A 22,045-nucleotide genomic window follows, 5' to 3' on the forward strand; every position below is an offset into this window, starting at 1 on the left:
ACTGCGGCTTCTTGCAAGTTGCAAAAAGTCATCGATCGTATGCTCACCGCCGTATGGCGGGGAAAATGGAATCAACCTCAAAAGCGCATGGTGTGCAGGTCCTTCGGGACGATAGCCATCGCGACAAGCCAGAAAAAGGCACTTATTCGCCATCACGGCGATTCTTTGAAGACGGCACGGCCCTAACCGCGTTGTCCTTGAGGCCCCCTATCTTCCACGTTGCAGCGACAACAAGACTGCAACGCTGGTACGGCCACGCGACTACGCGATCCGCTATCCCTACATGCAGATCAACCGCAGTGGGATGGTGTCGTGGTGATATTCGACCTCGATCACACCAATTCGCTTGCCTGGGACGACGAAGGCCTTCCGCCGCCGAATCTGATCGTGCGGAACAGAAACAATGGGCACTCCCACCTTTTCTACGCCATTCCCCCGGTCTGCACGACTGAGAACGCCCGAGACAAGCCGATTCAGTACATGAAGGCGGTTTACACTGCCTTTGCCCTGCGCTTAAAGGCCGATACTGATTACAACAGCGGCCCAGTCGCCAAGACTCCAGGGCATCCATGGTGGTCGACCTCAGAGTTGCATAACCACGTCTACGAGCTAGGCGAACTGGCCGATTATGTGGAGCTGGAGGTTTCGCCCTGGAAGACGGGGCCACAGCTGGAAGACCTCCCGCACTCCAGACACTGCATCCTGTTTGAACAGCTGCGCTATTTCGCTTACAGCATCGTGAACCAGGAGCGCGAGCGCGGGACGCTCGCCACGTTCACACGGCGACTGGAAGCCTTCGCTCACAACCATAATAAATTCGCTCGGAACGGCTTTACCAGGACTTAATGCTGTCCTCAGTAAGAGCGACGGTCAGATCCGTCGCACGTTGGACGTGGACGCGCTACGAGGGCAGTGCCAGGTGTTGCCGGGGGGCGATGGAACTCGACAAGTCATTACCACTGAACGAGCGTCAGAGCCTCGCAGCTAGGCGTACCCACGAATTGCGGCATAAGGCTACCGAATCGAAGATCCGAGCAGCGTGCAGAGGACTCCAGGAGCGCGGTGAAAAGCTGACACAAGCCTCGATAGCCAGCCTTGCGGGTGTCTCTCGGCAGACGGTGGCCAACTACGGGCACGTACTGGATGAAGTCTCGCGGCCGCAGACCATCGCCGTCCTGGGCGCGGCTAAATCCCCTTGCATGCAATCAAAAATAGGCGCTTGCGATCGAGGAAGCGAATGCAATCATTCCGCAGCCCCTACCAGCTCGGCTTTGGATGTTAAGTATGGTGTACATCAGGTAACAGCCCCCATTGGGGCCGCCCTTGATCTTGCTGTTCAAGGTTCTGAAAGTGAGGATTCTTCATAGTGCTAGGGAGTGGTGTATGACGGCCAGCCTGCTTGTTGGCCTACAGTTGGTTCAACGCTAATTGATAGGGCAAGGACATGGCCATTTGGTCAGATTCTTGTCTCCTTGAGCTCTTTGTCAGTTGGCCGTTAGGATCACCTGTGCAGAGTTTCTTTACTGGAACGACCTGCTAACAATTCAACGGCATGGGGTTGAATTGTCCATGGTGAGCAAATTACCTATCGATTTCTCACGAACCCCAAATCGCCTAGCCGGCGGCGGGTGCTCGATCACCAGAAACCTTCGGTTACTGATGTCCGACCACCTCTGGCATTGCCTGAATTGGTTCTACATGGACTGTGCTGGGGTACTGGGAGGTACTTAGAACCTAAGCGCTAGTGGTGCTGGCCTGGGCGGGATTTTCATAATTGTGAATTGTGAATTGTGAATTGTGAATTCCAGTCAATATCCTTCGCGTTCCAGAAGCTCACGAATAATACCGCTGACAGTTTTCTGTCCGGCGCCACTACGCTTGTTTCTTAGCGCTTGGTCCTGGAGTTTTTCGATCATTGGAGGAGGTAAGCTGATGCCAATGGCTTGAGCTTTTTTCTCTATTTCCGCTTCTTTTTCTTTGGCATGTCCGTATGGCTTATCAGCCAACTGGCTGGCCAACTTCTCTATCTGATCGGGTGTCGCTGTTTGACGTCCGGCTGCCGATTGGCTTTTGGGCTTTACCATTATCCAAACACCTCCGCGACAAGGGCGCTTACTTCATCTGCTGCGGCTTGGTTGCCAATCTCGAGCACTGACAGCCCTTCGCTTGCGGCGTCCTTATAGGCTTTACGGTAGAAGCCTACTGCGTTCAACACCGTAAACTCGGGGAACTCTTGCAGGTAACCAAGAAATTCTGATCGCTCTTTGGCTTTGACTGTCGCGTTTGTAGAAGCCATGGCGTGATAGATCTGAACAATGAGCCCGGGATTCAGGTCTCGGATTTTTATTACCTGTTCCTGGAGTTCTTCCAGTGTGTCCAAGTCGAACTGGCTGCACTGGTGGGGAGCTAGAATTTTGTGTGCAACGCTTGCACCTGTAACCAATTCTCTCGAATTTCGGCCAGCCACATCGACGATTACATGTTCGTATTTTTCGTCCAGGCTTCGCAAAGTAGATGCGATGTTGTCGCGTTTTTCGATAAGGGTGATGTTAGGTTTTTTATCACCGGCTTCGCGTTCAGCATGCCATTTAGCCGAGGTGCGCTGAGGGTCTGCATCTACTAGGCAAACATCTTTCCCCGCCTTTGCCAACGCGACAGCGACGTTAGTGGCTGTCGTGGTCTTGCTTGCCCCGCCCTTGTTACAGCCGACTATGGTGATCATAGGCTTTGTCTCGATGGATTATGAATTCATTAATCATAATTCATAATTCATAATTTACAAGGTCAATATGATCTTTTTGAGGTGGCAGCCGTCGGTTTCCGAAACAGATTTCGGTCTCTTTTGATTGCATTGGTGTTGGTCGTGACGAATCAGGAGCTCCACTGGTAAAGCCCTGGAGGACGGCAGAAAGTCGTGATTACTAAATAGGTGTCCATTCCTGAAATGAGACACCGCAATATGCGCCAACTTAAATCTTTTCTCATTGTCTGCGCGTTCATTGGCAGTAGCTTGCTTGGTCTCAGCACCATCGCGGCTAATCTGAGTACGGCTTTTCCGCCGCCGCCCTCTGCCACGCTGACGGTGCCTATTATTATTCTGCAAGGTCACTGATAACGAGGGGGGTAGGGTTCTACGCCGGCAAACAGGTTGCCGTAGCCTTGGATAGTTGAATTATGAATTATGAATTCATAAGTTATGAGGCGAAGAAGTTTTTTGCGGTGGGGTAAAAGAGAAGACCACCTATACGCTGATCAGCTTATTCATTGAGGGGTGGTGGGTCCCACCGCTGACGCCGCTGATTGGGATCTTTCTTGCGCATCACTTCCCTCAGGCGCTCGGCGGCTGGTGCAAGGACGGCAGGATCTGCCTCTTGGATAGCTTTCATCAGCTCATCGCGTCGATGTGCCTTACCTTCCATTATCTCGGCGAAGCTGCTGTCTGACTGGTGATAGTTGCGCATTTCGACAACCTCGCAGAAGGGGCCGTTTTTTGGAGGGTAACACGTGGGTCTGGTTAGTGTGGGCAAGCTCGAAGGGGGAAGTTCCGAGGATTTTGGCTTAGGCCTTGATCAGCTGATGATCGATCACCAGGCCCGCGTCCACGTCAGCCAATGCCTCGTGTTTTGGTTCGGCGAGCTCTTCATCGTCGCTTAACCAGGTCATACCGCTTCTGTCCCACTGTCATTCTTGATAACTAGCCTGATGCTTTTCCTGCGCTCTGCAACTTCTACATCTTTGATTTCTTCCTTCAGCGTAGCGGCATGCATCCTAGCCATATTCGCTGCAACGACATCGCCGGCATCCTCGAGCTTTTTCAGGCGCCATTCCAGTGCATCTACAGCGGCCTTCAATGCTTGTTTCGAAGACTTTGTGCGGCCAGGCTTTTCTTTTCCCACGTGAATGATCCTGTTTTTATCCTGCGGTTGTACACGATGGTCAACCAGCATGTTTTCTGAATAGTGATTGGAACACCTTGTGCTCTGGTCTCGGAAGCATCAATTTTTGTCCTCTCAGCCTCCCCTTTCCTTGATGGTTTGTTGCTGTTGTTCGTTCATCACACCAGCACCATAACCATTCACCAAATCATCACCTGGCTTGTAACCGAGCTGTCCTAGATTCCGTTCAGATAATCCCTCAACGGCTTCGGGGTGAGGTCCATTCGATTGCCTTTCAGAATTTCCGATATCTGCTCCAACGAGTAGCTACGTGCCTGCAACTGAATGATTGCCTCCGAAATCATTTCGCTGTCATCCATAGCGTCACCAATGCATTCAGTAACGTTCACCGGCGGAAGCTCTTGTAGTGTCATCCGGAGTAATTCGACCTGTTCGCGCGTGATTCTCTTTTTCGTCATTAGAGCGGCCTCATGGCGGTCCCGCGGTTGTATTGTTGTTTGTTTTTGATCTTCCACAGCTTGGTGAAATTTGCTACATAAGCGTATACTTACAGTGTAACAGGATGGCCCTTGTCTGACACATGAAAGCCTTCGGTTTCATGGTCAGTCAAGGGACGACACCACGTTCGGCGCTTCGCTTCTCACATGGTGTCTCATCCTGCCAAGGGAACCCTTGGAACCCTTGGAACCCTTGGAACCCTTGGAACCCTTGGAACCCTTGGAACCCTTGGAACCCTTGGAACCCTTGGAACCCGTTGATCGGCGCCGAGCGCCTAGTTGGAGTGGGCTAATGCCATTCGAAGTAAAGGGTGCGGAACCGCTTAGCGAGAAGATCGCTGTGCGATTAACGAAGGACGAAAAGGAACGGCTCCGCGAAGATGCTGAACTGGCTGGCTTGAGCGTGTCCGAGCTGGTTCGCCGGCGCTATTTCGGGCGGCCTATTGTGGCCAACATCGACATGGTGATGGTGCGTGAGCTCCGCCGTATTGGCGGCCTTCTAAAGCACGTACACACCAGCTCGAAGGGCGCATACAGCCGTGATACCGCACAGGCGTTAAATGAGCTGACCAGGCAGCTCGAAAGGCTTGAACAGTGATTTTTAAAAAGGTTAAGGCCGACCGGGTGAAGTCGAAGGCAAAGCACGTTCGTGATTTGACCGACTACATCCGGGACCCGGCGAAAACCAACCCGGGCGAAGAGGTTGCGTATGCCGGTGCACGTGGTTTTTTCAGCAGCCGACACGGGACGCAGCAGAATGAAATGATTGCCCTGGCCCTGGACGCGCCTAAGAGTAAAAACCCGATCAATCACTACATCCTGAGCTGGCGTGAAGGTGAATACCCAACCCCTGAACAGATCGAGCAAGCGGTAGATGTTTTCCTGGCCGAGCTGGAGTTGTCTGAGCACCAGGCCATCTATGCATTGCACCAGGACACGGACAACCAGCATCTGCACATTGCGGTAAACCGTGTACACCCGGACACGCTAAAGGTGATCAAGCCGAACAAAGGATTCGACATCGAGGCCGGACACCGCGCGATCGCCAAGATCGAATCACTGCAGGGCTGGCAGAGCGAGCAGAACGCGCGCTATCAAATGGAGGACGGCGAAACTTCTCGCCGTGCTGTCCCGGGTAATGAGAAGCAACCGTCACAGCCACGCCGAGATATGGAAGTCCGGACCGGTGAGAAGAGCGCCGAACGGATCGGCATTGAGCAGGCCGGCCCGATTATCCAGGCGGCGGCCAGTTGGTCGGAACTGCACACCAGGTTGAATGAGTGCGGCATGCGTTACGAGCGCAAAGGCAGCGGTGCAGTCATATGGATTGGTCATGTAGTCGTGAAGGCCTCGAGCGCTGACCGAGGAGCCTCCCTGGCTGCCCTGCAGAAGCGTCTGGGCAAGTTCCAAGCGGCTGATCAGGTCCACGATAAAGCGCCGACTGTCGATCCGGTTCAACTCAAACCAGGTGAGCGCTCTCCACGATGGACTGAGTATATCCAGGCTCGCCGTACACACTACGACTCCAAGAACCGGGCGCAGATCCGTATGCGTGAGCGGCAGCAGATTGAGCGCGACGCGGTGGCTAAGCAGCAACGCGAACAGCGTATCGAGCTAATGGCCGGCAATTGGAAGGGGCGAGGAGATGCGATGAATGCCCTGCGCAGCCTAATAGCAGCCCAGCAAGCCTCGACCAGAGCAAACATGACGGATCGGTACCGTCAGCAGCGGGAAGACCTACAACAGTATTACAGACCATTTCCTTCCTACGAGGAATGGCTGCGCGCCGAAATCTCTGATCAGGCGGCCGATCAATGGCGGTACCGCGACAATTATTCGGGCGAGATCCCGGCCCGGCTTGTCGGCGATATACACGTCCCCCCGCGCCTGCAGGATATTCGGGATTATGTCGGCGAAATACGTGGGAGCGATGTCGTCTATCGGCTGGCCGGCGCCGACAAAGCTTCACCCGCGTTTTTGGATCGCGGGCGGCAGGTGACGGTGTACGACCACAACAGCGACGCGACAATCTTGGCCGCGATGCAGCTCAGCCGTGAGAAGTGGGGTAGTTTTACCGTCACTGGTACCGACGAATACAAGGCGCAGTGTGTCCGCTTGGCGGCACAGCATGGCTTCACTCTGAACAACCCTGAGCTGCAGGAAGCGCTGGGCGTTGAGCGTGAGTTGCTTAACCAAGACCTTCCAGGCGTCCCGCAATCTGGTCAGGGTTCATCCAGGACGGGCAGGCCACCGCGTATGCGGTAAGAGCAAGACGGCTCCTGCAGCTACCTGCAGGGGCTATAGGCGCCCCAGCGCTGTGCGCCAACACAGCACTGGGACTTCCATCAAGCACCTACAACCGAGGTGACCAATGGCAACTTTGAATGCTACCAAAGACCGGGCGTACCACGCCGATATACAACGCTTGCAGCAGGCCAATGTACTGATGCGGACGGCCAATCAGGCACTGGTCCAGGGTGATGACGCAGCGCTGCAGGCGTTAGGGTTTAGCGCGTCTCACATTGCCGAGCTACGGCAACGGGGCGGTTTCCGGGCCTCCGCGATCGGGCAAAATACGCGGATGATTTCGCGCCTACGCCGGGAGGTGACAGCTCATGATCAGTAATCCTGCACCCTTGTCGATCGCTGCCGGCGTGCTGGCCAGCAGCACCCTGGAGTGCGTACGGCGCTCGCCGTCGTACAACCACCGCGGCTGGCAGATCCTTGATCGTTGGGCGTTCGACAGTCCGGGGCAACTACAGCGCCTTGAGGCGGAAGGCGAAGTGATCTTGTTGGGGCGCCTGTTGGAACAGCAGGAGATCGAGCATCGGGTATTGAGTTCGGACGCAGCTCTGGAGCTACGGCACTTGGGGTTGGTCGAGCACGAGATTCTGGCGTTGAACGAGGCGACCACCGCGCTGTGAACCGATGGCGCAAATGAAGAGGCGGCCCGATGGCCGCCTTTTTCATATGTGTGGTTGATGAGCTCGGAAGGAAGCCTAGAAAGCAGCCCTGTAGTTCAGGACGTAGTGCACCTTGGCCTTTAGATCTTCAAGTGTGCCACGAGCTACCCGGATTGACAGCGCCGGCAGAGCGAAGTCATTGAAGCGTAGCGTCATGAAGGCCTGGCGCCCGTTATCTTCGCTGGCCCATTGCTGTACGAAACCGATCGGCTCACAGCGAGCGACCCCTTTTTTGGTATCCACGATCACTACGGTATCCGTGTCTGGATCGACGCCGAAATATTCCAGGTGATGCGGACTCTCCAGCTCAACTTTCGGATTGAAGGTAGCCGGGGCGACGGTTCTGATTTTTTGGGTGAGCGCCTGCTTCAGGCGCTTTTCCCAAGCTTTTATCATCAGCCAACCGCCAATGATCCAGCCAAGCGCGAGGACTAAGGCAATAGTCGCCGAAGCTGCGTGCAGCAATTTCAAATCCCACAGGGCGTAGGCTATCGCCGGCACGGCGAAAAAGACCGTACCTAGGAAATAGGCTATCTGTAACAACGTTACCCGCACATACATGAAGTTTCTCCTTATCCTTTCATGCCATTGCCTTCCGTGGATTGCGATTTACCACCATCGCTTTTTCCACCTCTAGGCATCATATGTTCAAACTTGTTGGCCATGACGTTGAACGAGCTCTTAATCTGATCGTTTGCTTCACGGCCTAAAGTAGTTGGTGTGTTACCGCCTACCCAGCTAATAACGTTGTCTGGAACAATGAATACTAAGTTAAAGCAGGTGTGTATTAAATTCAAGCACATCATAAAATAAATACCAAGAAAAACAATAACGCTTACTAAACCGGTAATGGAATCGAATTGAACATTCGCTACAGCAATGCCGTAGAGCTCATTGAGTGTTGTTCCACCTACTACAAGAATTGCGCCGCCGGCAAAAAAGCCAATAACCATAAGAATGGGGCGAACCATAACATTCAGTAGGAATATATAGCCATGGCCTGTGCGTTGCCCCATACCATCGCCATCATCACCTAAGTGTGTCATTGCCCATAAAGGCGCCGCGATAATGGCTTCACATACAATAACTATCCAGTTGATTATCGCGCCGAACCATACAATAAACGGAACCAGGGGCAAGTAAATAGAAAGCCCAGCACCAACTACGAATAATGGGATCAATATCATAAAAATAATAGGCGAAATGGCGTCTAATAGACCTTTTATTCCATCGGTCACACCGGTGAAAAAATTGGCGGTTTTAGCCGCGACACCGGCTGCGTTGATGCCATCGGCTACCGAGGTTGCGACCTTGGCCGTCACGTAAATGCCTACAGCGGTTTCGGCGGCGCCGAGGGTGTAGTCACCTAGGTTTTTCATCTTGATCAGCGGATTTATGGTGCCTCGTGCCTCGGCGCCGACATCGATGCTGGTCATGTAGTTGACGATTTTTTGGCCCGGTCCGGAGAAGATCGACGAGATAATGTTGTTGGTGTCAGCTCCAGCGGTCGAAGCCATCCGGCCCAATGGGGAGGCATTGACCGAGTTGGCTTGCTGGGTCTGATAGGCGTGGAACACGCTGTTTCGTAAGGTGTTTATGCCGGGATCGCCGCTGAACGATTCTCCAAATACCTTGGCTTTACCAGCGATTGCGCTGGTGAGCTTGCTGTTGGCCTGGGCAAACGTCTGGTACCAGGCGCCCAGTGTCCACCAACCGCCTTCTTTGATGGAGCTGCTGAGATGGCTGGCGAGGTTGGCAATGTCGCCTTGTTTGGTTCCGGCATCATGGTTCAGTAGATTCTCGTAGGCTAAAGCCGCTGACTCAATGTTGGCTTGGGCGTCGGGGAGTGTGATGCTGTCCTGCTGCCCTTGTATTACCGCTGTAACGAAATCCTGAGCCGATTTTGATAGACGCGACTGCATTTCAGACAGGGCACGCAGGTGCGCCTGATAGATGGTGCTGGTGTCGATCGTTTCGCTGAACCAGTTCGTTGACTGGGCGGAGGGCTCGAGTTGAGTGATGTCTATTTCTGCCCCCCCACAGACTTTACCCTCCGCATTTTTCAGCATGAAGCCAGAGTTGGTGACGGTTTGCTGGACGTACGCGCGGGGGGATTGGAGCCCGCCGGCCGCCACGGTCATCGCGTTACCCGCATTAATCGCGTGTAGGCACAGGTTTGCCTCGTAGAGGGCGCGCGCCAGGGTGACGGTGCTGGGCATCGCCGGCTGGATGACCATGGATTGCCCGTTATCGAAGGCGGCAACCGCGCCGTCGGTGCCTAGGTTAGCGATGCCGACGCCCATGACCGATGCGGCCCAAAGCATCAGTAACTGGGATAGACACCATCCGTTGGCAGTGGGAACCAGGGAGGAGACACCCAACACCAACCGAATTGGCCCCCACAGGGTGGTCTTATCACGCCCAAACACGCTGCCGTCGTGGGCGATCTGGGTCAGCCGGCGGAACAGGATGTAGCAGGCAAACATCATACCCACGACGAGCAGAGCACTGTTGATTACCTGGAATAGGCTGGCCAGGATGGTATCGCCGCCGTTGTTGGTGCCACTGGCGAGAGGGTTGTTCACAACCTGGCCAAAGATCGACACCAAGGCCTGCCGGCTCTTGTCTTCGCTGCGCTGCGCCGCCTGAGCGATTTCTCCCAGGGTCGTGGTGCTGCTGGCCAGTACGGTATTGCTCTGCAGCAGGCAGTAGAGCAATACCAGGGCGCCAAGTGCACGACCCCTATTCATGGATGCGCTCCTTTCTTGCGTGACAGCTCCGGATCTAACACGGTCCACCACCAGCCGCGGATCTCCGAGATGAAGTCCTGCAGGCTGCCTCTCTCAGTTTGGGATAGACGTCGAGTGCGCAGCTGCCAGAGACGCAATTGAGCTGACAGGGCGACCATGAAGAACACCGGAGGGCTGGCTAGCAGGGTGGTCATACCCAACCAGGTGGCGTTGACCATGGCGTAGATTCCCAGCGTGATAAACGCGGTGCCTGCCGCCAGAGCTAGGCGTTTCTTGAACAAAAAAAGGTCATAGAGCGCTGGAATGCTTGGCGAACCAGGTTCGCGATTGTTCATCGCTTCCTCGAAAGTGCAATCCGTCCGGGATGACTCTTTAGACTCAGGTTTGCTGCTCTTACGAACCACTTGATACAACGCACGGATGTGTTCCAGGTTTTTCTTATGTTGTTCCTTCGAACTCCTTGTGTGTTCGATCGTCTTTTTGATTGCTGCGCCAGGCCAAATAAGTCGTAGGGCAATTTGACCGGCTTTCTTGCTTGTTTGTTTAGCATTCATTTTTTGGCTCCTTCTTGAACTCGAAATCGAGCAGCTTTAGCCACCAATAAGGCGTCCGGTAGAAGTCAAAAGCGTGGGCGTCAGGGTTGCGCGCTAACCACAATAAACCTGATGCCGAAACTAGCCAGAGCAGGCAGGTAATGAAAATAGCGAGCCAAATAGCTGCCGAATAAAGCCATCCGCTAATTAGCCCAGTAATTGAGAAAATCAGCCAGAACTGGCTGATTCTTTTGTTGTGAATAAGTTCGGGATTTGCCGTTTTGGTAGGCGCTCTCATTTTGTATTCCAGATGTTATACGGAACAAATTTGAGGGCAGTCTAGTATCAAGATATGTTTTGTGAAAGTATATTATGCGGGAAATTTTAGTTGTGCGTAATTGCGTAATTACGCAACTAATCTGATGTATTTTGTATTATGTTATTTTGCAAAATTATAGTGGTTGTAACGTGTTGAACGGTAAGGATTATTTTATTGTTTGGGTTTTCTTGAGGTTTCGTATTGTTGGATTATATGGAGAATCATATCTCGGCAGGTCGCAAAAAAAAACCTTCCTGCAGTTGCCCCAAATAGTATTCAAGGTTGCCTGAAACCTTATCCAAAACCTTCGGTAAGTAGGGGAGCAAATCTGGAAAATCGGAGCGGGCTGGGCCTCCATGATAGTGCCTACAGTGTGCAAGGATGGCTTCGCGATCCTCGGTAGTAAGCTGTTGCATCGGGTCACGGTCGTTGTAATCGTGCAAATTTGACAGGTGGATGAATGCGCACCCAAATTTGTACACGGAACACGTCCAGCCTTGGAGCTGTTGTGCAAGCTCAACCATCTCCCGATCTGTGACACGACCACGGCCGTTGACCTGCTTCCATTGCTGCCCTTTCACTGATGCCTCAATCAAGGTCGTCCGTCTTGCCGGCTCCTGGCTAAGCAGGTAAATAACACGAACCATAGAGTCCAGCTCTTGGCGAAGAATGGCGATCATCTGGCTCGGAATGTTTGCGCGGGCAAGGAGCTGCATGGCTCGTTTGTGGTCGCTTGAACGGCTGAGAACCTGTCTAGTGAAAACGGCAACTTCGTCCATCAGGGCTTCCTCCTTTTGCCTATACCGTTGCAGCACTTCCCGACGTATAGGAGCTAGCACCTACGGTAAGTCAGATAACTAGCAGCTGTTTGATGTCGTCATCGTTCAACATGAAAACCGGCGACGAGCCTTCAATCCCAGGGCTTCCCATGATGGCGAGGTCAACGTACATATCCCTCGTAAGGGCAAAGCCTTGTTGAGCGGTTGGGGGAGTGAAGTCGCCTTTGAACTCCAAACCTGCACGCTCATAGAACTGAATCAAATTGTGATTGCATAGCAGGCAAGTGCCTTGCGAATAGTCCAATACGCCATTTAACAACTGAGTGCCAATGCCATGCCCCCTATAGGGCTCGAACACGAAGATTTTGTGGCAGTAACGTGAGATGGAGGGATCTGGGTGTACAAAGAATATGGCGTAACCGTATAGCCGACCGTTTTCATGACTCACTGCAACCTTGAGGTGACCTGCGCGGTAGCACTCCTCAAGGATCCCAACCACGTGTCGAATGGCTTTCATTGTTTCGGCTTTTGAGAAGGCCATGAAATGCATGGCGAGCCCAGGTTGAGCCAACAAATCAGCCAAAATACCCTTGGCATCATTCTCAAAGATCGTCGGCAGAAAAGTATCAACGATGTCCTGTGAAGCGTCTTGCAGCTGAGTCATACCGATTTCCTTGTCAGTTTTCACGGGTGCGAAATTCGCATTCAGGTGCCGTCAAAGCCCACACGCTGCGGGCTATAGGTTTTCCTGTGGGCCTACTGGCCCCAGGAATACTCCAATCAGATACATACTCTTTGGGCTGCCACCTCGATCAGTGCTGGTGCAGTACACGGGTGGCTTACCGGTGCTTCGGGAACAGGCCAGTAGACCAGAATAATACCGGCCAGCACTTTGATCAGGACGCCATTGACGATACCCAGGCACCAGGAACGAAGGTCAAACTTTTGCATCTGTCGTACTCACGGTTGTTGAAGACGACAGTTACCATAACGACCGACTTGCTCCTTTCAAGCAACAACCAAATTATTTTTCGGCTTGCCTCAGAGTGACCCTCTGTCCCCTAAGAACAGGACGATCCATGGTCTTATGCGGGCTCAACTCTTTGAGTTTCCCCTTTCGGATTCGGTCAGACCATCCGCTTGATCCACGATACATTCTCGATATTCAACAATTTTATCTATCTGTGTTTCCCTGCCCCAGGGCGTGTAGTACGCCATTTCTCTGATGCGCTCATGCACCTCATATGTTTTCCCGTCTTCACGAACCACAATTTTCATAGCGTTTACCTCGTCATTGGCTAAACCCCATTGTGGCCCCAAAAAAACACCCTTCCTGGACGGTGTTTGCATCCTTGGTGCGTCGCCCGGCAGGCGCAAAAAAGCCCGCAAGAGCGGGCTGTTTGTGGAGCTGTGAGCGTAAAGGCGGTTAGTCGCTGACTTTTTAAGGCTTCGCTTTCTTTGACTCAATGAGGTCAAGCACCTTTTGCCCATCGGGCATGCCCGACATGGTCCTCAGGAACACCACATTACGATCCAGCGCTTTCTTGATGGCCGCAGCCGAGATGGGTTGCTCTAGAATTTTGAACCCTTCCAAGACCTGGTAGTGGCACTCATCCTTTTCACCCTCGTGATCACGCATCTGAACCTCACCGGTACCTCGGCCATACGCCACAATACCTGTGATGTTTTCGTATAAAAACACCACCTCGCCCTTCTTGATGCGGTTGATGTTCAGCTTCCAGGGCGCATAGAACGCCGCTGCTGCCTTGTTAGCCAGCATCCACTCATGATCATCATCGGTATGGGTCTTGTTGGTATTCAAAATATGAAAACCTACGGCTGGTTGCGGCTCGACCTCCTCAGCCAGAGCTAACTGAGCCAACTCGGCCTTTTCCACCTCGTCCAACCTATCTTGGGCAGCCTCTGCACCGTGCTCAAGCAGTTTGAGCATGACCTCATGCTTCGAAATGTCTAATTCAAGAGCCAGCCTCTCCACGAACTTATGCATCCACTCGGGCATTCTGACGGTCGACGCAATCGACTCATTTTTAGCTTTTTTAGAGTTCTCGATCATTGTGAGGATGTTAGTCAAAGGTGATTCTCCACGGTCTTCAATTTGAGAACCATATAGAGAACCATTATTCGGTGCAACAAATTCATCATAATAAACTCGGAACTGCATAGAGCTGGTCGAAAGAAACTAACGATAAAATAGGTTATCGTTAGTTTTTAGTGCAGGAGCAGCCCTATGGCGACACTTACGGATTTTGACGAATGGCTTGATGGCGCGGTCCCCAGCGACATGGTGGAAGACGTGTACGCGCTTTACGAAGCGGTCGATGGTGAAACCGAGTTTGCGCAGTACAAGGCTGTGCGCGCTGCCAACGGTCAGTTGCTCGTGTCCTATGGTGATGGCAGCGATTGGCTGCGACTGGCCACAAACGACGCGAAGGAGGGTTTCCTCCGCCGTATCGGGGGCCGCTATGTGGGCGAGGGCGGTATGAGCGTGGGGGCCTGGTACATCATGCATCAGGGGATGGCTTCCGATGACTGAGCTGACGGAACGGCAAACTGGGAGCCTGCAGGGCACCAGCGAGCGCCGTCTGACCGCCGCCGAGTTCCAGGACCTGGCCACAGTCCCGGCCGCCGTCGAATGGTTTGCCAATCTAGCCAACCCACGCACCCGCCGCGCCTACCAGGGCGATATCGAGGATTTTTGCAGGTTCGTCGGCCTGCACACGCCCGAGCAGTTTCGCCTGGTGACCCGTGCCCATGTCCTCGCCTGGCGTAGCCAATTCGAGCAGCGCGGCCTGTCCGGGGCCACCCAGCGGCGCAAACTTGCCGCCCTGACCAGCCTCTTCAATCACCTGCTGGACAGCAACGCGGTCGCCGGCGGCAACCCGGTGCACGGCGTCAAACGGCCGAAAATTGAAAGCAACGAGGGCAAGACCCCGGCCCTCGCCGATCACCAGGCCAAGGCCCTGCTCGAGGCTCCCGATCCAAGTACGCTGAAAGGCCTGCGCGATCGGGCGATTATCGCGGTCTTGCTCTACCACGGCCTGCGTCGCGAGGAGGCCGCTCGCCTGCAGGTTGATGACCTGCAGCAGCGTCGCGGCCTTCAACACCTGCGCATCCACGGCAAAGGCGGCAAGCTGCGTTACGTGCCACTGCACCCGGTCGCCGCCGAACGTCTGCATAGCTATCTTGAGGCTTCGGGACACCACCATGAACAGGACAAGGCACCCCTGTTTCGCCCGCTGCGTGGGCCGAAAACCGGCGCGGGGATTTCCGCCGAAGGCATCTATGCCCTGGTCGGCCAGTACGCCCAAGCGGCCGGGATCGCCGTCGTCGGTCTCGGTGTGCATGGTCTGCGGGCCACGGCCGCAACCAACGCCCTGGAGCATGAAGCCGACATCGCCAAGGTCCAGGCCTGGCTTGGGCATGCCAATATCAGCACGACCAAGCTCTACGACCGACGTCACGCCCGGCCCGAGGATTCGCCAACCTTCAAGGTCCATTACTGACCCGCGTCGAGGCGCAAAAATTGGGTCATTGCCATGGACGAACCACACCGTGGAAACCACAAACGACAGAACGCCAAGAGGATGAGTAATGACAAAAGGAACAAAGGCTGGGCAGTTTTCGCCGGTATCACTGGAGGCGTTGGAGCTCATCGCTAGAGATAAAAAAAACCCACGCTTGCTGGTGGCATACCTTGGGCTAGCCAGGCATACGACCATGAAGGATTTAGATGGCCGTGGCCCCAACATGCTAACTGGCGCCGGAGCTGAGAAGGTGAGAGTGCTAACGGGCTGTGGTACGCCAATGGCTACAGGCCTGGTAAAGGCTTTGGTTGGTATGGGGCTGATCAAGAAAGCAGCGGCAGGGCTGCCACCTGCTCAGGCTCGGTGGGCAATGCAACACCGAGGGGAAGTAAACATTCCTCACGCACTGATAGATGGAGGGATAGGAAATGCGGACGGTATCGGTCGCCTATTGAAAGAGGGGGCGACTGATGAAGTGGTTGTCTGCGCCATCATGCTGCTGATCAACTGTTACGCAGAGCACGACTTAGAGAAATTCGGCGGAATCAATCACCAGCAAATGTGGCGCAATTGGGAACACTTGACCAGTACAGAGGGTGAAGGGTTCCGGGTGACTGCAGAGCCAAAGACCGAATCCGCTAACGGAAAATATCTGAGCAAGATAATCAGCAGTATCGGTGGCAAGGTAAACGAGAAAGGCAATAGCGATGTTTTTTGGGAAGCCTTTAAGTTGCTGAAAAGTACAGGCCTGTTTTATGAGGTTGTGACAGCCATCAGCATCGAGGGTAAGCGGCTGCCAATCAGGGTTAATGACTTTCACGCCGTTGGGTCTGACCCATCGTTACTAAATGACGCGGCTGGCGTCGGAGTTGGATATTACGAACACAAGGATAATGATCGGTCGGAGCCTGAGGGCTGCTGGTTCTATCTGCCCTCAAAACCAGAGAAAGTGATCGGTATTTGGCGGCTCAGATTCAGATGTGCGACACCTGAAACGGCAAAAGGAATACACCTCGACTGGTCCATAGTCGATAGGGCTATCACCGACCTTGGTGTAAAAGGCGTCCTCTATCTTGAATGAGTGACATATAAGTAGATTGAATATACAAGTAGAGCTACAGATATAGGTCAGGAAGACAGATATAGGTAAGGAAGACTAGAAATAAGTCAGAGTGACGTGCGCACAGCCTCAAAAATCAGTTGCACACTCAAATCAGTGCACACAACCTCAAAGTCAAGTGCGAGTAATCAGTACGGTGGTAGGGCATACCTTGCATGCATCCGGAAGACCAGTGATGGTCTCAGATTTAGCCACCAGAAAAGCGTGCTGACTGTGTAATCCACTCGACGCGGCTCAACGGGCATGATCCGTATGCTTAACACCAGTTTTCATGGAGAAGGACCCGATGGAAGTGTTTGAGCCGATCCGCGATTTTTACCAACGGCGCCAGGCCAGCCATCTGAATGTGCGTGCGTCGACGGTGCAACTGCTGACGGAGCGCGCCGCCGCCTACCGTGGCCATTTCGTTTTTCCAGGCATCGACACCGTCGCCGGCATTGAGGTCGATGGCCTGCGCGTCGGCTATGTCGACTACGGCATCAACCCGCTGGGCGACCGGGTCTACATCAATAGAATCGATATCGAGGATAAGCATCAACGTAGGGGCGTGGGCCTATCTGTGATGTGGTTGCTATGGCGCATGCATCAGGTGCCCTTGGTGCCTATTCATGAGGTCTGGCGCTCAAAGGGATTTTGGTCCAAGGCCCGCCAGCGGTTGGCAGCAGCCGGCGCACTGATCGAACCTGAACTTCATACGGGTGATCTGGAGCAAGCCCAACAGCGCTGGCAGCATCTCGTGCCCGAGCTGGCACACGAACGGCAGATCCGCGAGATGATGGCCTCGCCGGAGTGGCCGGAGATCGAGGCGGGATTCAACGCGAGGCAGGCGTTATGAGCCTGCTCGTCACCCCGGCGAGCGTCGGCTGAGTTTCAGCCCCCCGTGGTACCAGCGGCGGTGGAATGGTTCGCTAATATCGACAACCCGCGCCCCGGCGCGCCTATCAGAATGACCTGGGAGATTTCTGCAGCTTTGTGGGGCTCACGGCATTTATGCCTTTGGGCCAGCACGCCAAGGTGGCCGGCATCGAGGTCATCGGGCTGGGTGTACACGGGCTTCGTGCTACTGCAGCGACTAATGCCCTGGAGCACGAAGCCGATATCAGTAAGGTCCAGGCCTGGTTGGGCCACGCCAATATAAGCACGACCAAGCTCTACGATCAGCGCCATACGCGGCCGGAAGACTCGCCGACTTTCAAGGTCAGCTATTGATCGGTAGCGACGTCACCTCAAAAAACCAAAAAGTCATAAGGGACAAGCAATGCAAACACTGGATGAACTGAGACTTCGGCCACCGGTAACAGCAGACGAAATGGTTCGCATAGAGGGCAGCCGGTCTACTTATAGACTGATTGAAGAGGTGATCAATTCGCTGGCTGAGGCGGAACTGAAAAAGGATCAAGGCTTCCTTGAGAAACTCGGCCGGCAATTAGGCCTCGTTAGGTCGCAGCCTAACTGGGAAGGTTGGAATGGCTGGGGAGCGGGACGTCAACTCAAATGCGCTGCTTTGCAACACGCTGGATGGACTTATGATGAAAGCCATCATCCTTACGGGGAGGCTGCATGTGCTTATGAAAAAGTACGACAAGTATTGCTTTCGCCGGAGTGTGGCTCCGCTGAGGACTTATTGAAGCGGCTCCAATAGGCAGTAGGCGCTGTGCATGAGGCATGGTCGAGACTTGGCCCTGCGCCGGCGTAAGCTGGGGCAGCGGTCAATCCAGACAGGGAGTCGGAGACAGCTATGTCCTCAGGGGACGACAGGTGGTTGCGATTTGATTAGCAGTTGCTTAACATTGACCATGACTACGCAGACAGCAGAAAATTTGTCGGCGGAGCTGCGAAGGCCCAGGCAAGCCGGGGTCATATGAAGGGAAATTGTAGGCGTTTGGGTTGTTCTGCTTCAGTGCGGGAGACTTGTCTGCAAGGCCGTCCTTCCTCGTAGTCAACTAATGTTTCGAATTTTGGCCTCGGTCGCGTGATACGCGGTTACCGGGGCCAAGTATTTTTCAGTCCCCTCCTGACAGACCTTCACTACTGCCAGTGCGTAGTAGCTTCCTACGCCAACTTTCACCTTACGGCCAGTATTGAAGATAATCCCCTGCGCGTTTTTAGGCTTGTTGAGCCCTATCTGACTGTAGGGCGAATAAGCTTTCGCCAAAATTTCCAGAGCTTCCTCAGGGGTGCAGTTGTCCTTGGTTTCCCGTGACTCTAGGGGATGAGCAATTGCCTGTAGATCAATCAGAATTCCACGGCGATTAGGTACCGTCCAATTTTGCTGCTTACAAATTTTTCGGATCCTGTCGAACTGTTTTGGCGTCATCAGATAGGTGAAAACAGGAGCATGTTGCACCTGGTCAAGCGATACGCCAGCGTCCCGCATGCTCACCACGATGGCCATCAGTTCCCGAAAAGCATCGGCTAGGGCCGCGTCCCCCAGTTGGTCGTTTGTGTTTGTCATGTTCGTCGTTCTTCTAAATTCCGGTTTGCTCGACGAACCCAATCGCCATGCTTCCTGGCTATCCCATACCCTAGTTAGCTTTTAACCAGCTCCAATTTTCCGGCCTGCTTGCTTGCTGGACGGCCACTGGACTCAGCTTTCTTTTTCTCGCGCTCAGCCGAAATTTCTTTAGCCAGTGGTGTAGCGGCCTTAATGAGGCCTGCGAATGAGTATCTGTTGGTGAGGTTGCCGCCCTTAGACGATGTACGGGCAACCCGTTGGATGTAGCCTTTTTTCTCCAGCCCGGCGATCTGCCGTTGTACTGACCTGGGAGTGATACCGATGGCAGTGGCTAACGATTCTTTACTGGGATATGGGTCGTTACCTGCTTTCCACCAGTAGCCGGCCAGGTGCAAGATAATGAGGATATCCAGCTGCTTAAGACCCAATGCCTGCGAACACTCAAAAAGGACGTTGGGAATAGCTGTCCAGCCGGCAGCCGTAAGGTGCTTACCCCACTTTTTTTCGATTGCCTGGTCGGCTTCTTCTGATGGTTTTGATTGCGGTGCCTTGGCCATTTTTTCTACCCCTGTATTTAGCTCTGGGGGGATTATGGCCGCACAAAATGGGGCTTACAATGCCAGGGGGGGAGACGGCTGTGTCAGCCCCCCTTATTGGTATAGTGTGTATCGGTTAAATGGGTGTGAATAGAGTTATGTAATTTAAGTTGTTATGTTTTGGGAGACGCTGCTGTCTCTATCTGGGTGACGGTAGCGTCCTCCCCAGGGAGACACCAAGATCTCTATAGGGAGACCATAGCGTCTCCTGCAACCACCAAAAAAAAACCAAAAAAACCAAAAAAATTCAATTCGGGGACTCTGGTCTTACGGCTGAGCGAACTTTGCCGCATTTCAGGTTCAGCCTCAAGAACCTAAGGGAAAGAGGCGGTGGGGCGCAGCGAACAAAAAGCGAGGCTACAGTAGGCCAGTTTCCAGAGTTCAGGTTTCCGTTGGCCAGCAAAAAGCCCACCGAAGTGGGCTTTTTGCTGAAGCACACGAAATGCCATAACTGGTGACGGTGACGCGGATCACCCAGCCCAGCCGGCTGGTCAGTTGGGCCGCCGTGGCGCGATTTGCGAAACTCGCGATGGGCTGACGTTGTAGCGCTCAGCGACAACTTTGGTTGGGACACCGCTATTGACCTCGGCGCGAATCGCGTTGTTACGCATATCCTTCACTTGAGCCTCTAGGTTGGCAATGTCTTGGCCTTGGCTCTGCAGGATCTTGCTGTGTTGGTCGATGGTTTTCTGTTGCTGTTCCTGTGCTTTGGCCAAGCTGGCCATGGCGTCATGCAGGTGATTACGAGGCGGTCGAGGCATTTTTTGTTCCTTATGACCCAATGGTTAAATTTACTAAGCTTAATACTTAGCAAGGCAAAGCTTTGTTGCTTGCTCTGACCAATAGAATAAGGGTTGTTAGGAAATCGTAGCAAGATTTATTTGTTGTGAATAATTGAGTTTGGCAGAAGCCAGGCCAAAAAAAGCCCGCTTTAGGCGGGCTTGTACAGGATAGGATCTGCAGATTCGAGGCTGCTCATCACAGAGTCGTGCTGCTTTCTGAACGCGCACAAAAAAGCCTCTTGACTGTCAAGAGGCTTTTTTGATATACTTGAATTCTGTGCACTCGAAATGCACAGAATTGGGGATTCTATGGTTTTTCTGTCAACGAGGCAAACTATAGGAAAAGATGACGTGAGTGTCAACTGATGAATGATGCAATTGATGAGCGGTATTTTTGCTGATTTTCCAGGCGGCTCGCGCACATTTCTGCAACCCAGAGAGGATTGACATATGTTCAAAAATAAACCAATATGGAGTCATAAACATGCAAGCGAAGCACCAACGTAATTACAAACCGCCATTCAGTAAATTCGTGAAAAAGGCGGCCAAGCCCCTGGCATTGGCTATCGAGGATGAGGTTGAAATCATCTGTGAAACGCCAGAAATAGGGGTACAGAAGGTCGGCGATCTAGCCGGGATCTGGGTCCATAAATTCAGGTTCAACAAGCAAGAGTATTTGCTGGCTTATCGGCCACCGACACCTGAGGAAATACTGCAAGGGGTCGGCGTAGAGCTGCTAGGAATCGACTTCTACCAGGTAGGTCCGCATGAAAATTTCTATACGGACCTTAAGAAGTACTTAAAAAGTTGAGGTAACCACCAATGCGTGCCGCAATGACAGCTGAAGAGCTTTTTCAGGATCTGAGGAAGATGCCAGCCGCGGAACGGCAAAAATTCTTTGTCATTTTGTCTGCGAAAGCCTTTTCTGAGGAGAAAGACTCTACTCACGAAGAGGTTTTCGGTCATCTGACCAATGATGAGTTTACGAGCTCCGAAGCTGCAGAATACCTAGAGGTTTCGACATCGACATTTCGACGCTATATCAAGAAGGAGCAGCTGGTTCCGAGCTCGTCTGTAGGCCGTAATCTGATGTTCGATGTACCTACATTGAAAGCATTCAAAAGAGCTCTGAAAACAGCCAAAGGCTGATGCTGTCGCATTGAGGCTGCTTCAGGGCATTCTTTTCTTGCTGATCTGATGAAGTCGCCGACGCCGTGTTTTGCCTGCCCTGCCCTGCCCTGCCCTGTGATGTGTAGGGCCATCTACTAACTCCTCAGCGCAAACCTCTATGGCCTCAACCTGACAGGCCGAATGCTTGGCGTACGCCCCCCCCCCGTTTTATCTACCCTCGCCCCGAAGGTTTATCAAATTTAAGACCCTTCAACCATCGATAGGCTAAGACTATGGTGAAGACTCGTATATCACCGACATTCCAATTAATGTTTGACGTCCCATTTGTCGCTGTATAGGCTTTGTTTTACTGGGTAAAACCGGATAAGACACATGACCTATAGCGAAAATCTGAAAATCATCAGTTTCAAGCTGCCAGCAGACAAAAAACTGGCTCTTGAGGCGCTGCTGCGTAAGCGGGGCACAAACACCTCAGTTTTTCTGCGGCAGGCGGTAATTGAGTTTTTGGAGCGCGAAGACGAAGGCAAGGAACAGCTGAAGCTGCCCCTTGGAGAGAAAATGAGATCGTAGAAACCAAAAAGCCCCGCTTGCAGGCGGGGCTTTTTGGAAAATTCGTGAAGGGCCAGATCTTGGCAGAGCGGAGCCCTTCAACCACTTGGTGAGCAGATTATGGCTTTCA

General features: G+C 53.2%; 28 protein-coding genes and 2 pseudogenes. 13 read left to right on the forward strand and 17 right to left on the reverse strand.

Annotated elements, in window-relative coordinates:
• Positions 1 to 65 precede the first annotated feature (65 nt).
• Positions 66 to 1,367 (forward strand): annotated as a pseudogene (locus EPZ47_RS29905) (replication initiation protein).
• 441 nt (positions 1,368 to 1,808) lie between these two features.
• Here EPZ47_RS29905 and EPZ47_RS29910 read toward each other — a convergent pair.
• The 5 genes from EPZ47_RS29910 to EPZ47_RS29930 form a co-directional block, all read right to left on the reverse strand.
• A complete protein-coding gene (locus tag EPZ47_RS29910) occupies positions 1,809 to 2,084 on the reverse strand; it encodes a hypothetical protein (protein ID WP_135848087.1) in 276 nt (91 codons plus the stop codon).
• Positions 2,084 to 2,722 carry an AAA family ATPase gene (locus EPZ47_RS29915; protein ID WP_135848088.1) on the reverse strand — a complete coding sequence of 213 codons (639 nt, stop codon included), beginning with the start codon at positions 2,720 to 2,722 and terminating at the stop codon, positions 2,084 to 2,086. Before EPZ47_RS29915 ends, EPZ47_RS29910 begins: the two co-directional genes overlap by 1 nt.
• Positions 2,723 to 3,257: 535 nt before the next feature.
• Positions 3,258 to 3,461 (reverse strand): hypothetical protein, encoded by a 204-nt coding sequence (locus tag EPZ47_RS29920; RefSeq protein WP_135848089.1) that lies wholly within the window; start codon positions 3,459 to 3,461, stop codon positions 3,258 to 3,260.
• A gap of 198 nt (positions 3,462 to 3,659) precedes the next feature.
• Positions 3,660 to 3,896, reverse strand: a complete 237-nt coding sequence (locus EPZ47_RS29925; protein WP_135848090.1) for a hypothetical protein — start codon at positions 3,894 to 3,896, stop codon at positions 3,660 to 3,662.
• A gap of 215 nt (positions 3,897 to 4,111) precedes the next feature.
• Positions 4,112 to 4,354 (reverse strand): hypothetical protein, encoded by a 243-nt coding sequence (locus tag EPZ47_RS29930; protein ID WP_135848091.1) that lies wholly within the window; start codon positions 4,352 to 4,354, stop codon positions 4,112 to 4,114.
• 331 nt (positions 4,355 to 4,685) lie between these two features.
• On the opposite strand from EPZ47_RS29930, the gene EPZ47_RS29935 reads away from it, so the two are divergent.
• The 3 genes from EPZ47_RS29935 to EPZ47_RS29950 all read left to right on the forward strand — a co-directional run bounded on the left by EPZ47_RS29935 (position 4,686) and on the right by EPZ47_RS29950 (position 7,317).
• Positions 4,686 to 4,991, forward strand: coding sequence for a plasmid mobilization protein (locus tag EPZ47_RS29935; RefSeq protein ID WP_135848092.1), 306 nt, complete (start codon positions 4,686 to 4,688; stop codon positions 4,989 to 4,991).
• Positions 4,988 to 6,658 carry a TraI/MobA(P) family conjugative relaxase gene (gene traI / locus EPZ47_RS29940; protein WP_135848093.1) on the forward strand — a complete coding sequence of 557 codons (1,671 nt, stop codon included), beginning with the start codon at positions 4,988 to 4,990 and terminating at the stop codon, positions 6,656 to 6,658. Before EPZ47_RS29935 ends, traI begins: the two co-directional genes overlap by 4 nt.
• Before the next feature lie 350 nt (positions 6,659 to 7,008).
• Positions 7,009 to 7,317 carry a hypothetical protein gene (locus EPZ47_RS29950; protein WP_135848094.1) on the forward strand — a complete coding sequence of 103 codons (309 nt, stop codon included), beginning with the start codon at positions 7,009 to 7,011 and terminating at the stop codon, positions 7,315 to 7,317.
• 75 nt (positions 7,318 to 7,392) lie between these two features.
• Here EPZ47_RS29950 and EPZ47_RS29955 read toward each other — a convergent pair whose 3' ends face one another.
• From EPZ47_RS29955 to EPZ47_RS29990, 9 genes are all read right to left on the reverse strand, one after another.
• Positions 7,393 to 7,917 carry a hypothetical protein gene (locus EPZ47_RS29955; protein WP_135848095.1) on the reverse strand — a complete coding sequence of 175 codons (525 nt, stop codon included), beginning with the start codon at positions 7,915 to 7,917 and terminating at the stop codon, positions 7,393 to 7,395.
• Between the two features lie 11 nt (positions 7,918 to 7,928).
• Positions 7,929 to 10,106 (reverse strand): DotA/TraY family protein, encoded by a 2,178-nt coding sequence (locus EPZ47_RS29960; RefSeq protein WP_135848096.1) that lies wholly within the window; start codon positions 10,104 to 10,106, stop codon positions 7,929 to 7,931.
• Positions 10,103 to 10,660: a hypothetical protein gene (locus EPZ47_RS29965; RefSeq protein ID WP_135848097.1), complete on the reverse strand. Its 558-nt coding sequence runs from the start codon at positions 10,658 to 10,660 to the stop codon at positions 10,103 to 10,105. Before EPZ47_RS29965 ends, EPZ47_RS29960 begins: the two co-directional genes overlap by 4 nt.
• Positions 10,650 to 10,937, reverse strand: coding sequence for a hypothetical protein (locus tag EPZ47_RS29970; protein ID WP_135848098.1), 288 nt, complete (start codon positions 10,935 to 10,937; stop codon positions 10,650 to 10,652). Before EPZ47_RS29970 ends, EPZ47_RS29965 begins: the two co-directional genes overlap by 11 nt.
• 242 nt (positions 10,938 to 11,179) lie before the next feature.
• On the reverse strand, positions 11,180 to 11,737 hold the full coding sequence (locus tag EPZ47_RS29975) for a hypothetical protein (protein ID WP_135848099.1): 558 nt from the start codon (positions 11,735 to 11,737) through the stop codon (positions 11,180 to 11,182).
• Positions 11,738 to 11,807: 70 nt separating this feature from the next.
• Positions 11,808 to 12,401, reverse strand: a complete 594-nt coding sequence (locus EPZ47_RS29980) for a GNAT family N-acetyltransferase (protein WP_135848100.1) — start codon at positions 12,399 to 12,401, stop codon at positions 11,808 to 11,810.
• A gap of 116 nt (positions 12,402 to 12,517) precedes the next feature.
• Entirely contained in the window at positions 12,518 to 12,688 is a 171-nt protein-coding gene (locus EPZ47_RS30155) for a hypothetical protein (protein ID WP_158296379.1), read from the reverse strand.
• Positions 12,689 to 12,832: 144 nt separating this feature from the next.
• The gene (locus tag EPZ47_RS29985; RefSeq protein ID WP_135848101.1) at positions 12,833 to 13,015 is read right to left on the reverse strand and encodes a hypothetical protein; all 183 of its coding nucleotides are present in this window, start codon (positions 13,013 to 13,015) and stop codon (positions 12,833 to 12,835) included.
• A 163-nt stretch (positions 13,016 to 13,178) separates the two neighbouring features.
• A complete protein-coding gene (locus EPZ47_RS29990) occupies positions 13,179 to 13,829 on the reverse strand; it encodes a hypothetical protein (RefSeq protein ID WP_135848102.1) in 651 nt (216 codons plus the stop codon).
• Positions 13,830 to 13,985: 156 nt separating this feature from the next.
• Here EPZ47_RS29990 and EPZ47_RS29995 point away from each other — a divergent pair, with 156 nt between their 5' ends.
• The 6 genes and pseudogenes from EPZ47_RS29995 (at position 13,986) to EPZ47_RS30025 (ending at position 18,044) form a co-directional block, all read left to right on the forward strand.
• On the forward strand, positions 13,986 to 14,291 hold the full coding sequence (locus tag EPZ47_RS29995; protein ID WP_135848103.1) for a hypothetical protein: 306 nt from the start codon (positions 13,986 to 13,988) through the stop codon (positions 14,289 to 14,291).
• Entirely contained in the window at positions 14,284 to 15,261 is a 978-nt protein-coding gene (locus EPZ47_RS30000) for a tyrosine-type recombinase/integrase (protein WP_135848104.1), read from the forward strand. The genes EPZ47_RS29995 and EPZ47_RS30000 overlap by 8 nt, the downstream gene beginning before the upstream one ends.
• 88 nt (positions 15,262 to 15,349) lie before the next feature.
• Entirely contained in the window at positions 15,350 to 16,363 is a 1,014-nt protein-coding gene (locus EPZ47_RS30005; protein ID WP_135848105.1) for a hypothetical protein, read from the forward strand.
• Between the two features lie 325 nt (positions 16,364 to 16,688).
• Positions 16,689 to 17,237, forward strand: a complete 549-nt coding sequence (locus EPZ47_RS30010) for an N-acetyltransferase (RefSeq protein WP_135848106.1) — start codon at positions 16,689 to 16,691, stop codon at positions 17,235 to 17,237.
• A gap of 170 nt (positions 17,238 to 17,407) precedes the next feature.
• Positions 17,408 to 17,611: pseudogene (locus EPZ47_RS30020) on the forward strand (tyrosine-type recombinase/integrase); the annotation flags it as partial.
• A 49-nt stretch (positions 17,612 to 17,660) separates the two neighbouring features.
• Positions 17,661 to 18,044, forward strand: coding sequence for a hypothetical protein (locus tag EPZ47_RS30025; protein ID WP_135848107.1), 384 nt, complete (start codon positions 17,661 to 17,663; stop codon positions 18,042 to 18,044).
• A gap of 297 nt (positions 18,045 to 18,341) precedes the next feature.
• Here EPZ47_RS30025 and EPZ47_RS30030 read toward each other — a convergent pair whose 3' ends face one another.
• From EPZ47_RS30030 to EPZ47_RS30040, 3 genes are all read right to left on the reverse strand, one after another.
• On the reverse strand, positions 18,342 to 18,857 hold the full coding sequence (locus EPZ47_RS30030; protein ID WP_135848108.1) for a hypothetical protein: 516 nt from the start codon (positions 18,855 to 18,857) through the stop codon (positions 18,342 to 18,344).
• A 74-nt stretch (positions 18,858 to 18,931) separates the two neighbouring features.
• Positions 18,932 to 19,414: a helix-turn-helix domain-containing protein gene (locus EPZ47_RS30035; RefSeq protein WP_135848109.1), complete on the reverse strand. Its 483-nt coding sequence runs from the start codon at positions 19,412 to 19,414 to the stop codon at positions 18,932 to 18,934.
• Between the two features lie 530 nt (positions 19,415 to 19,944).
• Positions 19,945 to 20,214, reverse strand: coding sequence for a hypothetical protein (locus EPZ47_RS30040; RefSeq protein WP_135848110.1), 270 nt, complete (start codon positions 20,212 to 20,214; stop codon positions 19,945 to 19,947).
• A gap of 505 nt (positions 20,215 to 20,719) precedes the next feature.
• Here EPZ47_RS30040 and EPZ47_RS30045 point away from each other — a divergent pair.
• The 3 genes from EPZ47_RS30045 to EPZ47_RS30055 all read left to right on the forward strand — a co-directional run bounded on the left by EPZ47_RS30045 (position 20,720) and on the right by EPZ47_RS30055 (position 21,936).
• Complete coding sequence (locus tag EPZ47_RS30045) at positions 20,720 to 21,046, forward strand: type II toxin-antitoxin system RelE/ParE family toxin (protein ID WP_135848111.1); 327 nt, start codon at positions 20,720 to 20,722, stop codon at positions 21,044 to 21,046.
• A gap of 11 nt (positions 21,047 to 21,057) precedes the next feature.
• Entirely contained in the window at positions 21,058 to 21,384 is a 327-nt protein-coding gene (locus EPZ47_RS30050) for a helix-turn-helix domain-containing protein (protein WP_135848112.1), read from the forward strand.
• 354 nt (positions 21,385 to 21,738) lie between these two features.
• A complete protein-coding gene (locus tag EPZ47_RS30055; RefSeq protein ID WP_115129453.1) occupies positions 21,739 to 21,936 on the forward strand; it encodes a ribbon-helix-helix protein, CopG family in 198 nt (65 codons plus the stop codon).
• The last annotated feature ends 109 nt before the right edge of the window (positions 21,937 to 22,045 follow it).

It is taken from the genome of Pseudomonas viciae (assembly GCF_004786035.1).
Taxonomy (GTDB): domain Bacteria; phylum Pseudomonadota; class Gammaproteobacteria; order Pseudomonadales; family Pseudomonadaceae; genus Aquipseudomonas; species Aquipseudomonas viciae.

What these genes read in the sequence shown, in the direction of transcription:
- EPZ47_RS29910 (WP_135848087.1), bottom strand. Translation starts at nt 2,084, where the DNA reads ATGGTAAAGCCCAAAAGCCAATCGGCAGCCGGACGTCAAACAGCGACA.
- EPZ47_RS29915 (WP_135848088.1), bottom strand. Translation starts at nt 2,722, where the DNA reads ATGATCACCATAGTCGGCTGTAACAAGGGCGGGGCAAGCAAGACCACG.
- EPZ47_RS29920 (WP_135848089.1), bottom strand. Translation starts at nt 3,461, where the DNA reads ATGCGCAACTATCACCAGTCAGACAGCAGCTTCGCCGAGATAATGGAA.
- EPZ47_RS29930 (WP_135848091.1), bottom strand. Translation starts at nt 4,354, where the DNA reads ATGACGAAAAAGAGAATCACGCGCGAACAGGTCGAATTACTCCGGATG.
- EPZ47_RS29935 (WP_135848092.1), top strand. Translation starts at nt 4,686, where the DNA reads ATGCCATTCGAAGTAAAGGGTGCGGAACCGCTTAGCGAGAAGATCGCT.
- EPZ47_RS29950 (WP_135848094.1), top strand. Translation starts at nt 7,009, where the DNA reads ATGATCAGTAATCCTGCACCCTTGTCGATCGCTGCCGGCGTGCTGGCC.
- EPZ47_RS29955 (WP_135848095.1), bottom strand. Translation starts at nt 7,917, where the DNA reads ATGTATGTGCGGGTAACGTTGTTACAGATAGCCTATTTCCTAGGTACG.
- EPZ47_RS29960 (WP_135848096.1), bottom strand. Translation starts at nt 10,106, where the DNA reads ATGAATAGGGGTCGTGCACTTGGCGCCCTGGTATTGCTCTACTGCCTG.
- EPZ47_RS29965 (WP_135848097.1), bottom strand. Translation starts at nt 10,660, where the DNA reads ATGAATGCTAAACAAACAAGCAAGAAAGCCGGTCAAATTGCCCTACGA.
- EPZ47_RS29970 (WP_135848098.1), bottom strand. Translation starts at nt 10,937, where the DNA reads ATGAGAGCGCCTACCAAAACGGCAAATCCCGAACTTATTCACAACAAA.
- EPZ47_RS29975 (WP_135848099.1), bottom strand. Translation starts at nt 11,737, where the DNA reads ATGGACGAAGTTGCCGTTTTCACTAGACAGGTTCTCAGCCGTTCAAGC.
- EPZ47_RS29980 (WP_135848100.1), bottom strand. Translation starts at nt 12,401, where the DNA reads ATGACTCAGCTGCAAGACGCTTCACAGGACATCGTTGATACTTTTCTG.
- EPZ47_RS30155 (WP_158296379.1), bottom strand. Translation starts at nt 12,688, where the DNA reads ATGCAAAAGTTTGACCTTCGTTCCTGGTGCCTGGGTATCGTCAATGGC.
- EPZ47_RS29985 (WP_135848101.1), bottom strand. Translation starts at nt 13,015, where the DNA reads ATGAAAATTGTGGTTCGTGAAGACGGGAAAACATATGAGGTGCATGAG.
- EPZ47_RS29995 (WP_135848103.1), top strand. Translation starts at nt 13,986, where the DNA reads ATGGCGACACTTACGGATTTTGACGAATGGCTTGATGGCGCGGTCCCC.
- EPZ47_RS30000 (WP_135848104.1), top strand. Translation starts at nt 14,284, where the DNA reads ATGACTGAGCTGACGGAACGGCAAACTGGGAGCCTGCAGGGCACCAGC.
- EPZ47_RS30005 (WP_135848105.1), top strand. Translation starts at nt 15,350, where the DNA reads ATGACAAAAGGAACAAAGGCTGGGCAGTTTTCGCCGGTATCACTGGAG.
- EPZ47_RS30010 (WP_135848106.1), top strand. Translation starts at nt 16,689, where the DNA reads ATGGAAGTGTTTGAGCCGATCCGCGATTTTTACCAACGGCGCCAGGCC.
- EPZ47_RS30025 (WP_135848107.1), top strand. Translation starts at nt 17,661, where the DNA reads ATGCAAACACTGGATGAACTGAGACTTCGGCCACCGGTAACAGCAGAC.
- EPZ47_RS30030 (WP_135848108.1), bottom strand. Translation starts at nt 18,857, where the DNA reads ATGACAAACACAAACGACCAACTGGGGGACGCGGCCCTAGCCGATGCT.
- EPZ47_RS30035 (WP_135848109.1), bottom strand. Translation starts at nt 19,414, where the DNA reads ATGGCCAAGGCACCGCAATCAAAACCATCAGAAGAAGCCGACCAGGCA.
- EPZ47_RS30040 (WP_135848110.1), bottom strand. Translation starts at nt 20,214, where the DNA reads ATGCCTCGACCGCCTCGTAATCACCTGCATGACGCCATGGCCAGCTTG.
- EPZ47_RS30045 (WP_135848111.1), top strand. Translation starts at nt 20,720, where the DNA reads ATGCAAGCGAAGCACCAACGTAATTACAAACCGCCATTCAGTAAATTC.
- EPZ47_RS30050 (WP_135848112.1), top strand. Translation starts at nt 21,058, where the DNA reads ATGCGTGCCGCAATGACAGCTGAAGAGCTTTTTCAGGATCTGAGGAAG.
- EPZ47_RS30055 (WP_115129453.1), top strand. Translation starts at nt 21,739, where the DNA reads ATGACCTATAGCGAAAATCTGAAAATCATCAGTTTCAAGCTGCCAGCA.